Source organism: Candidatus Cyanaurora vandensis, from assembly GCF_013285555.1.
GTDB classification, from domain to species: Bacteria; Cyanobacteriota; Cyanobacteriia; order Gloeobacterales; family Anthocerotibacteraceae; genus Cyanaurora; species Cyanaurora vandensis.
Window position 1 is genome coordinate 1 of sequence record NZ_JAAXLT010000117.1, and the last position, 12,858, is coordinate 12,858.

The 12,858-nt window shown below is 56.9% G+C and carries 14 protein-coding genes; 7 read left to right on the forward strand and 7 right to left on the reverse strand.

Features of this window, described 5'->3' with window-relative positions; translation table 11 throughout:
• Positions 1-191: 191 nt before the first annotated feature.
• The 4 genes from HFM78_RS08340 to HFM78_RS08355 all read left to right on the forward strand — a co-directional run bounded on the left by HFM78_RS08340 (position 192) and on the right by HFM78_RS08355 (position 3,704).
• On the forward strand, positions 192-1,385 hold the full coding sequence (locus HFM78_RS08340) for a tetratricopeptide repeat protein (protein ID WP_287128974.1): 1,194 nt from the start codon (positions 192-194) through the stop codon (positions 1,383-1,385).
• A 156-nt stretch (positions 1,386-1,541) separates the two neighbouring features.
• A complete protein-coding gene (locus HFM78_RS08345; protein WP_287128975.1) occupies positions 1,542-2,639 on the forward strand; it encodes an MlaD family protein in 1,098 nt (365 codons plus the stop codon).
• A gap of 82 nt (positions 2,640-2,721) precedes the next feature.
• The gene (locus HFM78_RS08350) at positions 2,722-3,270 is read left to right on the forward strand and encodes a DUF4126 domain-containing protein (protein WP_287128976.1); all 549 of its coding nucleotides are present in this window, start codon (positions 2,722-2,724) and stop codon (positions 3,268-3,270) included.
• Positions 3,255-3,704 carry a 23S rRNA (pseudouridine(1915)-N(3))-methyltransferase RlmH gene (locus HFM78_RS08355; protein ID WP_287128977.1) on the forward strand — a complete coding sequence of 150 codons (450 nt, stop codon included), beginning with the start codon at positions 3,255-3,257 and terminating at the stop codon, positions 3,702-3,704. The genes HFM78_RS08350 and HFM78_RS08355 overlap by 16 nt, the downstream gene beginning before the upstream one ends.
• On the opposite strand, the gene cysK is transcribed toward HFM78_RS08355, so the two are convergent.
• On the reverse strand, positions 3,701-4,654 hold the full coding sequence (gene cysK / locus HFM78_RS08360; protein ID WP_287128978.1) for a cysteine synthase A: 954 nt from the start codon (positions 4,652-4,654) through the stop codon (positions 3,701-3,703). The genes HFM78_RS08355 and cysK overlap by 4 nt on opposite strands.
• A gap of 41 nt (positions 4,655-4,695) precedes the next feature.
• Positions 4,696-4,905 carry a DUF2949 domain-containing protein gene (locus HFM78_RS08365; RefSeq protein WP_287128979.1) on the reverse strand — a complete coding sequence of 70 codons (210 nt, stop codon included), beginning with the start codon at positions 4,903-4,905 and terminating at the stop codon, positions 4,696-4,698.
• A 121-nt stretch (positions 4,906-5,026) separates the two neighbouring features.
• On the opposite strand from HFM78_RS08365, the gene HFM78_RS08370 reads away from it, so the two are divergent.
• Positions 5,027-6,229 carry an SGNH/GDSL hydrolase family protein gene (locus HFM78_RS08370; protein WP_287128980.1) on the forward strand — a complete coding sequence of 401 codons (1,203 nt, stop codon included), beginning with the start codon at positions 5,027-5,029 and terminating at the stop codon, positions 6,227-6,229.
• 4 nt (positions 6,230-6,233) lie between these two features.
• Here the strand turns inward: HFM78_RS08370 and HFM78_RS08375 are convergent, their stop codons facing one another.
• The 5 genes from HFM78_RS08375 to HFM78_RS08395 all read right to left on the reverse strand — a co-directional run bounded on the left by HFM78_RS08375 (position 6,234) and on the right by HFM78_RS08395 (position 11,645).
• A complete protein-coding gene (locus HFM78_RS08375; RefSeq protein ID WP_287128981.1) occupies positions 6,234-6,740 on the reverse strand; it encodes a TSUP family transporter in 507 nt (168 codons plus the stop codon).
• A gap of 39 nt (positions 6,741-6,779) precedes the next feature.
• Entirely contained in the window at positions 6,780-7,562 is a 783-nt protein-coding gene (locus HFM78_RS08380) for an aspartyl/asparaginyl beta-hydroxylase domain-containing protein (RefSeq protein ID WP_287128982.1), read from the reverse strand.
• 76 nt (positions 7,563-7,638) lie between these two features.
• Complete coding sequence (locus HFM78_RS08385) at positions 7,639-8,994, reverse strand: MFS transporter (RefSeq protein WP_287128983.1); 1,356 nt, start codon at positions 8,992-8,994, stop codon at positions 7,639-7,641.
• A gap of 79 nt (positions 8,995-9,073) precedes the next feature.
• Positions 9,074-10,273: a DUF790 family protein gene (locus HFM78_RS08390; protein WP_287128984.1), complete on the reverse strand. Its 1,200-nt coding sequence runs from the start codon at positions 10,271-10,273 to the stop codon at positions 9,074-9,076.
• Positions 10,158-11,645 carry a DEAD/DEAH box helicase gene (locus HFM78_RS08395; protein WP_287128985.1) on the reverse strand — a complete coding sequence of 496 codons (1,488 nt, stop codon included), beginning with the start codon at positions 11,643-11,645 and terminating at the stop codon, positions 10,158-10,160. The genes HFM78_RS08390 and HFM78_RS08395 overlap by 116 nt, the downstream gene beginning before the upstream one ends.
• 141 nt (positions 11,646-11,786) lie before the next feature.
• Here HFM78_RS08395 and atpC point away from each other — a divergent pair, with 141 nt between their 5' ends.
• Entirely contained in the window at positions 11,787-12,182 is a 396-nt protein-coding gene (gene atpC / locus HFM78_RS08400) for an ATP synthase F1 subunit epsilon (protein ID WP_287128986.1), read from the forward strand.
• On the forward strand, positions 12,182-12,858 hold a 677-nt coding region (locus tag HFM78_RS08405; RefSeq protein ID WP_287128987.1), incomplete at its 3' end, for an aminotransferase class I/II-fold pyridoxal phosphate-dependent enzyme. The genes atpC and HFM78_RS08405, both read left to right, overlap by 1 nt.

Below are 12,858 nucleotides of genomic sequence, written 5' to 3' on the forward strand. Positions count from 1 at the left end.
AGTATAACGCATTTTAAATGCTTGTCAACTTACTTAAATAGTTGAACTACTTACTACACCCCGTCCTCTAGCCGACTCTTAATCTTGCCTCTTCTGCCTTGGTCCCCCACTACGCCTGTGCCCGTCAGGGTATGGGGCGGAGGGGCCGCTGAGGGCCTTTAAGATTAAGACAGTTTCGCTGACCAACCTGGATGACGATTTCGCTCTGCATGATTGTGAAAGATGAGGCTGAACAATTGCCGCTTTGTCTGGCGAGTGTCCAGGGTGTGGTGGATGAAATCGTGGTCTTGGATACGGGTTCGACGGATGAGACGATAGCTATTGCTCGCGCCCAGGGAGCTAGGGTCTATGAGCAAGCCTGGAGCGGCGATTTTGCCCTAGCGCGTAACTATGTTCTGCAATATGTCCGGGGAGATTGGGTTCTGGTGCTGGATGCGGATGAACGATTGGTGCCGGGGGTGAGTCTGGGGTGGCAGGATTGGTTGCAGGACCCGGACCAGCTAGTAATTAACTTGGTGCGTCAGGAGTTGGGGGCTAAGCAGTCGCCCTATTCTCTGGTGTCGCGGCTCTTTCGTCGTCATCCTCTTATTCATTTCACCCGGCCCTACCATGCCTTGATTGATGAGACGGTGCTGCATCTGTTGCAACAGGAACCCCACTGGCAGATTGGCGACTTTCCCCAGACGGCGATTCTCCATGACGGCTATCAGCCTACGGCGATTACAGGTAAGGATAAAACCAACCGGGCGCGGCAAGCGATGGCGGGGTACTTGGGTTGCCATCCCGAGGACCCCTACGCCTGTAGTAAGTTGGGGGCTTTGTATGTCAGTACGGGGGAGGTGGAGCGGGGGTTGAAGCTGCTCAAGCGGGGGTTACGCGCTCAGACTTTGAATGCTCCCTTGCGCTATGAGTTGCACTTTCACCTGGGTATTGCCTACGGTCTGGGGGGAAAAGTTGCCGTTGCCTTGGACCACTACACCCAAGCCCTCAAGGAACCCCTCCTCCCTCAACTCAAACTAGGTGCCTACAATAATCTCGGCAATCTCTGGCTGGACCAGGGCAGTCCTGACCGGGCGCGGGCGTGCTACGAGGACGCGCTTAAGGCTGACCCTACTTTTGCCTTGGGCTACTATCACTTGGGCATGAGCTTAAAAGCCCTGGGTTGTTTACCAGAAGCCGTCACCGCCTACCGCCAAGCCCTACAACTTGACCCCCAGCAACCTGAAACCCATCAAAATTTAGGGGTGGTTTTGTACAAATTGGGCTATCTCAGCCAAGCCATCGTCCATTTTCGCCAAGCCATCGCCCTTTACCGCCTCCAGAACGCTCCGCAAGCTGAGCAACTGCGCCAGGGCTTACGCGAGTTGGGGATTGAGTTGGTTTGATTGCCGCGAAACTACACGTCATACTCAAAATAGCCCGCCGTCTTAGCACGGTAACTGAAGTCTGTGCCCTTGGTGGCCTAGCTTGAGCGGCCATACGTCACGAAGAAACTGGGGATTGCTATGACTGTGAATCGTCGCGGGCTACAGGAGGGGTTGGTGGGCCTCTTGATCATTGTCGGGATTGCCGTGGGCGTGGGCCTCGTACTGTGGGTGAGCAACTTCCGGGCGGGGGGCGACCGCTACCAATTCAGTGTGGTCTTTGAAGATGCCAATGGGATGTCCGCCGGGGTGCCTGTCCGGTTGCGCGGGGTCAATATTGGTCAGGTCATTCGCGTCACGCCTTCGATTGAAAAAGTCATCGTAGAGGCGGTGGTGGATAGCCCGGACGTGATCCTCCCCCGGCAGGCCCGCTACACTGTCGGTCAACGCGGACTCATCGGCGAGACTTTCCTAGAGATTTTGCCCACTGCCGAGGCCCGCACCGTTCAAGTCTCGCTCCAGGATTTCCGGACAGAGTGCCAAAACCAAGGCCCGCTCAGTGCGCGGGTCGTCTGTCCCGGCGCGACCCTAACCGGGGAGACCCCCACCCGTGTCCTAGACCTTGTGCGTTCGCTCAATACCGTGGCGAATCGGATCAATGGCGGGGTGTTAGATGATCTCCAAGCGACCGTCCGGGCGATTGGCACGACGGCGGAACGCTTTGGGGAACTCACCACCGACCTCCGCAGTACTGCCCGCACGATTGACCGCACCGCCCGTGACTTCAACCAAGTCGCCAACTCCGCAAGCCGTACCCTTGACCAACTCGGGACCGCCGGGACTGCCGTCACGAAGGTTTCTCAAGAAGTAAACGGAGTTGTGCGCGAGAACCGGGTCCGCATTGCCCGTACCCTGGAGGACTTGAGTCAAATCTCACGGGACCTCAGTGCCGTCACCCCGACCCTAGCCGACCCGCAATTCACTAAAAGCTTGACCCGACTCGCTGAGAATGCCGCTGAGTCCGCCGCCAATATCCGCCGTCTCAGTGATGGCCTGAGTGACCCCGCGACGATAGATGCCCTGCGCGAGACCTTGGACTCGGCCCGCAGTACCTTTCGTAATGCCGAGCAGATCAGTACCGATGTGGATGAACTGACGGGCGACCCCCAGTTCCGGGCCAACTTGAGACGGTTGGTAGAAGGCTTGGGGCAGTTGGTGTCTACTGCTGAAAAACAAGCTCCTCAAATTCGCAAGGTAGCTAATGACCGTCCGTAAAACTACGCGCCACCCAGGACCCAGGACCTGTGAGGTCCGTAAGACTACTGGGTATTCTAGGAGATAGCTGTGTGGAATTGTGATGATTTATCTACTGATGATGATGACTGGGTTGGCGGCGGCGGCGGCGGGCGCGATGCGCTTGAGTCTGCCCCTCTTGGTCTTGGTCATCCTCGCCCAGGGTTGGGGGTTTTGTCCTGAGAGCCCAGTCCTAGAATGGCTTTGTCAGCCTGTAACCCTGGTGCCCTTAGTCTTCTGGACCCTCTTTGAAGTCGTCGGTTCACGCACGGCCCTCGGGCAACGGGTCGTTCAAGCAGTTCAATTCATCGGTGCGCCCCTGATGGGAGCCTTGCTAGTTTCCGTAGTCCTACCCGAGGCGAGTTGGCTCCAGCTTTTGACAGGGAGTTGTCTGGCGGCGGTTTTACAACTGGTCCAGACGGGCTATATCTTCCGTAAAGGGTTTTTACCCTGGTGGTTCACCCTGGCCCAGGATGGGTTAGCGGTGGGTCTGGTTTTGATGGCCCTTGGCGCACCTTGGTTGGGCGGGATGGTAGCTCTCGGTTTAGTAGGACTCGCTCTGTACCAGACCCGGCAATGGCAACAATTTAACCCAGCATGTGGCAAATATTAGCCCTCGGCAATCTCACTCCCCAGTCCCTTTATGGCCCCGCCAGCCAGGAATACCTCAAGCGTATCCAGCGTTACCGGACCTGTGAACTGATTGAACTCAAACCCAGTCGCGGCTCTAGCGTAAATCTCGCGCTCCGCCAAGAGGCCCAACGGCTCCTCCCCTACCTCAGACCAGCGCGGGAGATTGTGGTTTTGGATGAACGGGGCGCGATGTTCACCACCCTGCGCTTGAGTCAGTGGTTAGGGGAACGGGCGGAGTTGACTTTTGTGTTGGGGTCCGCCTGGGGCTTGGCTCCCGAGGTGAAAGCCCTGGCCCAGCATCAGTTGGCCCTCTCCACCTTTACCCTGCCCCACGAACTCGCCCGTGTTGTTTTACTGGAACAGTTGTACCGCGCCCTGAGTCTCCAGGCGGGCCACCCCTACCACCATGCCTAACGGCGGTCGGCTTCCTGGAGCGGCTGAAACATCGCGGAACTGAGGTACCGTTCCCCGTTGCTGGGTTGGATGAAGACGATTAGTTTACCCTGGTTTTCGGGCCGCTTGCCGACTTGGATCGCCGCCCAACAAGCCGCTCCACTGGAGATGCCCGACAATATGCCTTCCTCGCGGGCCAGTCTGCGCCCATACTCGAAGGCTACGGTATCCGGGACCTGCAAAACTTCATCCACCAAGTCCATTTTGAGGACCTTGGGCACGAAGCCCGCCCCAATCCCCTGAATCCGGTGCGCTCCGGGCAACCCTCCCGACAGGACCGCACTGGTCTCTGGCTCCAGCGCAACCATCTGGAAACTGGGTTTGCGTTGCTTAAGGACTTCCCCGACCCCGGTAATTGTGCCCCCAGTGCCTACCCCGGCAATCAGGATATCAATCTCACCATCGGTGTCTTCCCAGAGTTCTAGGGCCGTGGTCTCGCGGTGGACTTTGGGGTTGGCGGGGTTGGCGAATTGCTGGAGCAGATAGGTTTCGGGGACTTGGTAGAGGATTTGTTCGGCCCGCTCAATCGCCCCGCGCATCCCCTGGGGTCCGGGGGTCAGTTCTAGTTCGGCTCCGTAGGCCCGGAGTAAGGCCCGACGCTCGGTACTCATCGTCTCGGGCATGGTCAAAATCAAACGGTAGCCCCGCGCCGCCGCTACCATCGCGAGCCCAATCCCGGTGTTCCCCGAGGTCGGCTCCACCAAAACCGTCCGACCGGGCGTAATCTTCCCGGCTTGCTCAGCGTCTAGGACCATGGCGAGGGCAATGCGGTCCTTGACGGAAGAAGAAGGGTTGAAGCTCTCCAACTTGACCACCACCCGCGCCAGACAACCCTCCGCTTGGGGAATGCGGTTGAGTTGGACTAGGGGAGTCCGTCCAATTAAAGCTGTGATATCAGGCGCAATTCGCATCGAATTACCGCAAGCATTGATCCTATCCTAGCGGGGGCCGTTCAGGTCGGCGGACAGGGATTGAGGAGGGTATCGAGTTGTTCGAGGCTGACAAAGCCCATGGCCCAGGCGACAACGGGCAATTGAGCCGTGTCCTGGCTACGTTGGGCCGCCTTCTTAACAATCTGGTACTCACTATCGGTCAATAGATCTTTCAACACGGGGAACAGGGTGGCACAGGTCATGGTGGTCTCAGGCAGGAACGGATTCACCGCACATTGGTTTATAAGCCCCATAAGATAGCCCAGTCAGGATCACTTGTCAAGGCGCGTCATCGCCGGGGGGCGAATCAAGCAACACGATAGGATAAACACGAAGTTGCAATTGAGTCAGATGGCAAAATCATCGCTGCAAGTCCTGGGTTTATTTGTCCTCAGCCTGCTGGTCGGGCTGGGGGTCCTCGAACTTTTGGTGCGTGGCTATGCCTTAGTTACGGGTCAATACGCGATCCTGGCGGCCTATCCCAACCGTCCCCCCATCAGTGCGGCCTACGACCTACGTTTGGTGGACCAGACCGGGCGGGTTATGGACGGCTTCAATGTCCAGGGGGGATTGTTGATTCGGCTGGACCCCGCCACGGGCTATTACCTGTATGGTCCTCATCAAAATGCGTTCTACCAGACTAACCGCGTTGGTTTCCGGGACCGGCGGGAGTTTCCGCTAGCTAAACCCAAGGGGGTCAAGCGGATTATGGTCACGGGTGGGTCGGCGGCTTTTGGCTTTTTGGCGACGGCGAATGAGCAGGTTTTCACCCAGCGGCTAGAGACCGCGTTGCAGACTCTGGGCGGTGAGCGGGTCGAGGTGATCAATGCGGCGGCTCCGGGTTTCACCAGCCGTCAGGAGTTGAGCCTATTGGTGAATCGGCTACTGGACTACGAGCCGGACCTAGTTTTGAGCCTGAGCGGGTTCAATGACTTTAGCCGCAGTAGTCAGTTGCGTGATGCAGACTTGGCCCTTGATGGGGTGGAACGGTTGACAGCCGGGGTCTTCACGCATTTGGGGTCCTGGGGTCAAGAACAAGGGGATGCCCTTTTTGCCAGTTTGTTCGTGATTAAGGGTCTACGTTACTGGTACCTCAAGCCCGGTGAACTGGCTCCCGCCCAGGGTCCCTACCGCCCCCAGTCGCTTTTACCGCTGGATGCCAGCGAGATGAGGCGGCGGGCAGCTCGCTACGAAACTAGTCTCCAGCGCATGGCGGATCTCCTCGCCGCTCAAGACGTGCCCTTAGTCGTCGCTGTCCAACCGACGCTTTACAACCGCGCCTATCCCCGGCTGGGCCCCAACGAAGTCGCCTTTGCCCGTTGGTACGAGGGGCGCGACCCCGCTTTTCCAGGGCTGGTCCAAGCCGGCTATCCACTTTTTGCCCAAGCCGCCCAACGGGTAGCGGGAGAGCATCCCCAAATGGTGTGGGTGGACTTGACCCGGATGTTTGATGGGGTAGCGGATGAGGTGTTTTTAGACTATGTTCACTTCAATGACCAGGGCCACGAAATCTTGACCCAACAGCTATTACCCATCCTCCGCCCCCTACTTTGAGCTACTAAAAAACGAAAATAAACATAAAAATTAGGAAGCTCCCCGTACCAGGACCCAATAAACCATCATAGAAGCCCAAGCTCCCCCCGATTCCCACGCCTAGCCACAACTGCTTGGTTTCAGTAAGTAGAGGTGCATTGATGGCCCCGGAGTCCTTTTGGATAAACGTATAGACCGCCACTGCAATCAAGAGTCCGAGGACCAAGGGACGGAGTAAAGCGGGATTGAGGAGACTAACCGTCCGCGCTCCGAGGAATGAAAACACAAAAGCCGTCAGAGCCGCTGGTAACAAGGCTCGCCAATTAATTGTGACTCGCCCGGCATACTGAGGGATTGCAGCCATCGGCCCGGCAATCGAGGCAAGTTTATTCGTACCCAGGACCGCTGCCACCGCGCTATTGGGCAAAAAAATGAGGAGGGCAGGAATCTGGATCAGTCCCCCGCCCCCAACGACGGCATCAATAAACCCTGCCAAAAAAGCAAACCCGCAGAGGAAGAAAATGTCCGTCATCGTACCCTCACCTAGTGAGAGGAGTATTCGTGAGAAATCCTAGGCTTTGATAACTTTACTGTAAGCAGGGAGTTCCGATTGTCCAAGAGCCTTGCTGAGACGGGCAAGGAGACCCAACCCTTTCTGAAATAGGAACCGGATGTTTTTACCACGAAGGTAACGGCGCAGGAACTCAGAACGTTGGTAGGCGGTGGCGAGGTAAATTGAGGCCATCACTTGACAACAGACACGCCCCATTTGATTGGCGTAGGTGGGCTGCATCACATCAATAATCAATACAAAACGGCGCGAGGGGCTATGGTTCCAGGCGGTGTGGAGGTGGGCATCACAGAAGGCCATCACCTTTCCTTCTGCCCAGGGCTGCACCTTGGAGCCGACTTTTATCCCACAGAGTGCGGTATCCTCGCTGGGAATGCTCAAGCCCAGGTGACAACGGATCGTGGCGTTGGTGTCACCGCGATGGGGTTTTACGGTGGTGCCCGGTTCGAGCAAGCTAAAAATCCCCGAGACCATGTAGGGAATTTTTTTGAGGAGGGCGAAGGTCTGGGGACAACGTTTACAGTTCTCGGTATTCTGCAAGCCCCAAAACGAAAAGGCAATGGTCCGCCACTGGGACGGTACTGAGGCCAAGACATGACTGGGGTAGGGAATTAAACTATCCTCCTGTTCAATGAGGAGAGTTTCGAGTTCAGCCGCGATTACCGTCCAGTTGGCTTCAAGTTCAGCGACCCAGGGCAGGGTCGCGGTGTCATAGAAGGAAGGTTCCTCTCCCTCGTATTTACTGCCCTGGAAGCTGTACCAAAGTGTAGATTTTTTGGTCATTTATCCTACTCAGTTCATGGGTCTAGTGTAAAGAACTTAGGTTAAATCCAGGGTATGTAAAAGTGATAAAAAGTGATTACTTTGCCTTGCGCCGTTGGTCCAGTTGCTGTAAAACCTGCTGGTGACGCTCACGGGTGATGGGGTAAAACCAAGTCAATACCATGCCTAGGACTAAGGCCACCGTCGGGACCGGGCCAATGATGAAACGCAGAGTCAATAGGGCCGCTTCGGGCTGGACATTATCTACCCCACTGACAAAACCTGTTAAATCGAGAGCTTGCCCGGTCAAAAATAGAGCCAAGGCCAGACCCATTTTTTGTAGCAGGACCATGAAGGCATAGAAAACCCCTTCGCGCCGTTGTCCCGTCGCCAATTCGTCCCACTCAATCACATCCGGGATCATCGCCCACGGAATTAAGTAGGCTGTCGCCACGCCCACCCCAGCCAACACGGCAAACACCAGCATCAAAGTCGTCTGTCCTGGTTGTAAATTAACTAAGCCCACTTGAGCCACAATCCAGACCCCCATGCCCAATAGGTAAACAGCCTGTTTTCCAAGCCGTTGACTCACCCAGTTCCAGACAAAGAGCATGACAAACGCCGTCCCCTGCACCGCCAGGATTACCCCGGCGATCCAATCGTTTGAGAGCCGCATCCAGTAGGTGATGTAATAAGGAATAATCGTCGCCGTCAGTTGCACCGCAATCCATGAGCATAGATAAATCCCAATTACGAATAAATAGGGCCGGTTACTCAGGGCAATCTGGATCTGGGCCTTGAGCGGGATCTGTTCCTGGTCAGACTGATAGCGTTCCGTCGTCCCCAGGAAGCACCAAAACAAAGGCAAGACCGCAAGCACTGACCAGAGCGCGCCGGAGACCAGATAGCCCAAGGCAGGATTACCGGGAAATTGCGCGACGATGAGCGGATGGAGGACCCCAGAGACCAGACTTCCACCAATCGAGAAGGCAAACCGGAAATTCGTCAGACTGGTCCGCTCGTCATAATCCTGGGTCAATTCTGGGGTCAGCGCGGTGTAGGGGAGGTTAACGGCAGTGTAGAAACTATTAAAAAGAATAGATACCACCAGATAGTAAATAAATAGGGCGGTCGTGTCTCCCGGAAAGGGTACATACCACTGGGCCAAAAAAGTCAAACCAAAGGGAATCGCCCCAAAAAGAATCCAGGGCCGCCGCCGCCCCCAACGGCTCTTGGTCCGGTCACTCAGGACCCCTACCAACGGGTCATTAATCGCATCCCAGATTTTACCCAGGGCCAAGATGGACCCCGCCACCCCCGCTGCCAACCCCGCCACATCCGTCAAAAAAGGTAACAAAAAGAAGATCAGGATATTAGCAGTAATCGCGGGTCCCAAGTCCCCGGCACCGTAGGCTAGTTTTTGGGCAAGACTCAAGCGGTCGGGACTAGCCATCGCGTTAACTCCGAGTACACTTCACTATCCCAGAAAGCCCCCGTTCCAAGAGGTGCGTCCTGTGGCAATTATGGTAGTGTCAATCTCCCAGTAGCTCCAGTACCGCCCGGGCCGTGAGTTTATTTTTGAACCAGAGGACCGGGACCGGGAGGCCCTCGACCCGTACCCCGGCCTTAGCCAGGTTCAGCCGTTCACTGATGGCAAGGATGAGGTTGGGTTGTTGGACTTTGCGGGCTTGGGCGAATTTTTTTTGTAAATATTCCGGTCGCCAGTAGCCGACGACTTCCAGCAAGAATACGCGCCCGTCGGGGTGGACCAGCCGAAAGTCGGGGATCATCACACTGCCGGGAATGGGGAGTAGGTCTACTTCGCGCTCCAGTTGCCAAACCGGGTTAACTTTCGCCCAATCAGCGGCAAAGGATTGTTCGAGTAGGCTGTCGTAGGGTTTGCCCGGTGGGTAATGGCTGACCAAGCCACAGTCCGCCGCGAGGACATAGTGCAGGGTGCGTTCCCGGTGCTGAAGCTGGGCGGTCATCTGCCAGCGTGTGACGTGGAGTAGAGCGGGTAACAATTTCGCCAGGGCCAAACCATAGCGGGTACTGGGCCGGAAGAGACTGGTCGGGCCATCAATGGTCAGGGTGAAACCGTGGTCCGCGTCGCCCTCGATATAGGTCATTAGCCCAAAGAGTTTGAGGTAGCGAAACAGTAACTTGTACTCGCCGGGATCGTTGCGTTGAGCGTGGAGCAGGACTTGGGTGGCGCGGTACAAGATGCCCTGCGCCTGGGCCAAGTTGTAGCGGTGGAGCAGTTGTTCAGGCGTAGGGGCCACAAAGCGCGTCAAAATGCGTTGGTCAAAGAGGTCGGCGTATAACCCGTGCTGGAGCTGGCTGGGGGTGACTTCTTGGCCTAATTCCTGGCTCAACTGTTGACTCAAGCGGTGCAATGTCGTGGGAACTGCTTGGGGAAGCGGCGGAGTCTGGGCAGCCAAGGCGAAAACCCGTTCTCGCAAAAGTTGGGGTTCCAGAGGGCTATGGACTTCAAAGGTTCCGTAATCGCCCTTTAAGAGATGAATCAGGCCCCGGCGCACCCGGTAGTCAGGACTATCTCCCTCTAGCTCACTCAGTTCGCGGTCGAGTTCGCCCTGGGTCCGTCCGAGGTGGCTATTAAAACAGCCCAAGAGTTCCGTCGCCAGACTCAGGTGCGCGGGGTCGGGGTTCAGCCGATGGGGAAGCAGTTGGTCCCCACGGGGCCGCTGGATCAGCAGCGCGGAGGGTAGCATCGGGTCCTTGGTGACGACGGCGGGCAGTGCCTTCTTCTACGGTATCGCTGGTGATGACTTCGTAGAGGATGGCCTGTTTATCCGGCGTATCGCCGCGCCGCAAAATCCGCCCCAACCGTTGCACGAATTGCCGAGTCGAACCACTCCCCGCGAGCCACACCGCAATCCGGGCGGCGGGCACATCCACCCCTTCATCCAGGACTCGCGCCACGACTAAGACCGGGTATGTTCCCTCCCGAAAATGTTGCAGGATGCGGTGTCGCTCTTTGACTGGTGTCTGGTGAGTGATGGCGGGGATTAGAAACTGGCGCGAGATTTGGTAAACCGTCTGGTTGTCCTGGGTGAAAATAAGCATCCGTTCGGGGTGATGACGTTGAATTAATTCTTCAAGGACCCGCAGTTTACTCGGGGTCCCCAGGGCCAACTGACGGGCTTCTTGGTGGGCAAGCATGGCCTGACGACCCGCCCGCGACCGGGCACTGGCTTGGACAAAGGACCGCCAACCCTCTAGCCCGCCCAAGCGGATATTCAACCGCGCTAAAAACTGGTCGCGCACCTGCAAACACTGGTCATAGCGGACCCGCTCTGGGGCCGAGAGTTCAACCCGCATGGGCACAACCTGATGGTGGGCCAAGGCAATTCCGGCGAGGTCTTGCGCTTGTTGACGGTAAACCTCTGGTCCAATCAAGACCGCCAGGTCTTGGTGCTTGCCATCAGTGCGCTCGGGGGTGGCACTCAAGCCCAAGCGGAAGGGTGCAATCGCCGTCTCTGCAATCCCCCGGTAAAAATCCCCCGGCAGGTGATGGCATTCATCAAAAATCAATAAGCCGTAGCAGTTCCCCAGACTTTCACTGTGGATCGCCGCACTGTCGTAGGTAGCAACCAAGAGGGGCGTCCGGTCCTGGGACCCGCCACCCAATAGGCCCACCTGCGGGTACCAGTCCGCTAACTGGGCATACCACTGGTGCATCAGGTCCAGGGTCGGGACCACGATTAAGGTACTCCGGGGCGTGGACTGGAGTGCAAGTAGCGCGAGGTAAGTTTTCCCCGCCGCCGTGGGCAAGACGACCACCCCGCGCCGCCCCCCTTGTTGCCACGCGCTCAGGGCGGCTTGCTGGTGGGGATAGGGCGGATAAGCGTTAGGGAGTGGGCCAAACGTTAAATCCTCATATTTGCGGGCTTCATCACGAAACTGCACCCCGTCTTGTCGCAAACACTCCACCAACGCCCAATAGTCTTGAGCGGGGACCCGGAATTTCTCCACCCGGTCATCCCAGGTCGCAAAATCAAGCCATGTTTTACTCCGGGGCGGTGGGTGCAAAAGCAAGGTCCCCCGGTCATAGGTGAGTGTCGGCAACCGTCCCGCAGCCATTTTCACCCTTACTTGCTTAACCGAGCTTAGTCCTTGCGTTAGGTCATGAGCATTAGAGCAGGAGGTTGCAAAAAGGACTATTTTCACGGTTGGGGAATTGAGGGGTGGTACATTGAGGGGTGAAATCTTCTGGGTTTGGCTATGGTCTTGAAATTAAAAGTGATTGCCCCCGACAAGGTTGTTTTTGACAGCGAGGTGGATGAAGTCCTCTTGCCGAGTCAGACCGGACTCTTGGGCATCTTGACTAACCACGCGCCCCTCTTGACCGGGTTGAATATCGGGGTCCTTCAGGTACGGATGCAGAACCAGATGGTCAACCTCGCCATTGACAAGGGTTTTGCCGAAGTCGAGAACAACGAAGTGACGGTTTTGGTGGGAAGGGCTGAGCTGGGCGACCAGATTGACCTTGGCCAAGCCCGCGAAGCTAAGAGTCGCGCTGAGCAGCTTCTGACCACTAACTTGGCAGGTTCAGAGTTGATGCGCGCCCAGTCTGACCTGCAACGGGCCGATGCTCAGATCCGCGCTGCTGGCGGTTAGTGGACCCTTTTGGCTGGTTGACCCAGGCTCATCAGACTCTCGCGCGGGCGGGCTGGCAACGACAGGTTTATCAGACTACAGGCGGGGTGGGGGCTGAGATTATCCTAGAGGGCCAGCGGGTCCTCAATTTTGCTAGTAACAATTATTTGGGTCTCGCCGCTGACCCCCGGATGCAGGAACGGGCCATCCAAGCGATTCAGACCTACGGTACAGGCAGTACGGGTTCGCGCCTGTTGAGTGGACAATTGGCAATTCACCGTGAACTGGAAACCGCCCTAGCCCACTGGAAGGGTACGGAGGAGAGTTTAGTTTTTGCCTCGGGCTATGCGGCAAACCTCGGGACGATCCCGGCCCTAGTTGGTCCCCGTGACGTTATTTTCGCCGATGTCTACAACCATTCCAGCCTGAAGAGTGGTGCCCAACTCAGTCAGGCCAAGGTCTTTGAATATCGCCACGGGGATCTGGATCATCTGGCGCAGTTATTGAGCGTACACCGGGGGCATTTTCGTCGTGGGTTGGTGTTGACGGATAGTGTTTTTAGTATGGATGGGGATTTGGCTCCGCTAGTCGGCGTTCTAGATTTGGCTCAGACGCAAGATTGCATGGTGTTGGTGGATGAGGCCCACGCGACGGGAGTGTTGGGTGCGACGGGGGCGGGGGCGGTGGAGGCTCTGGG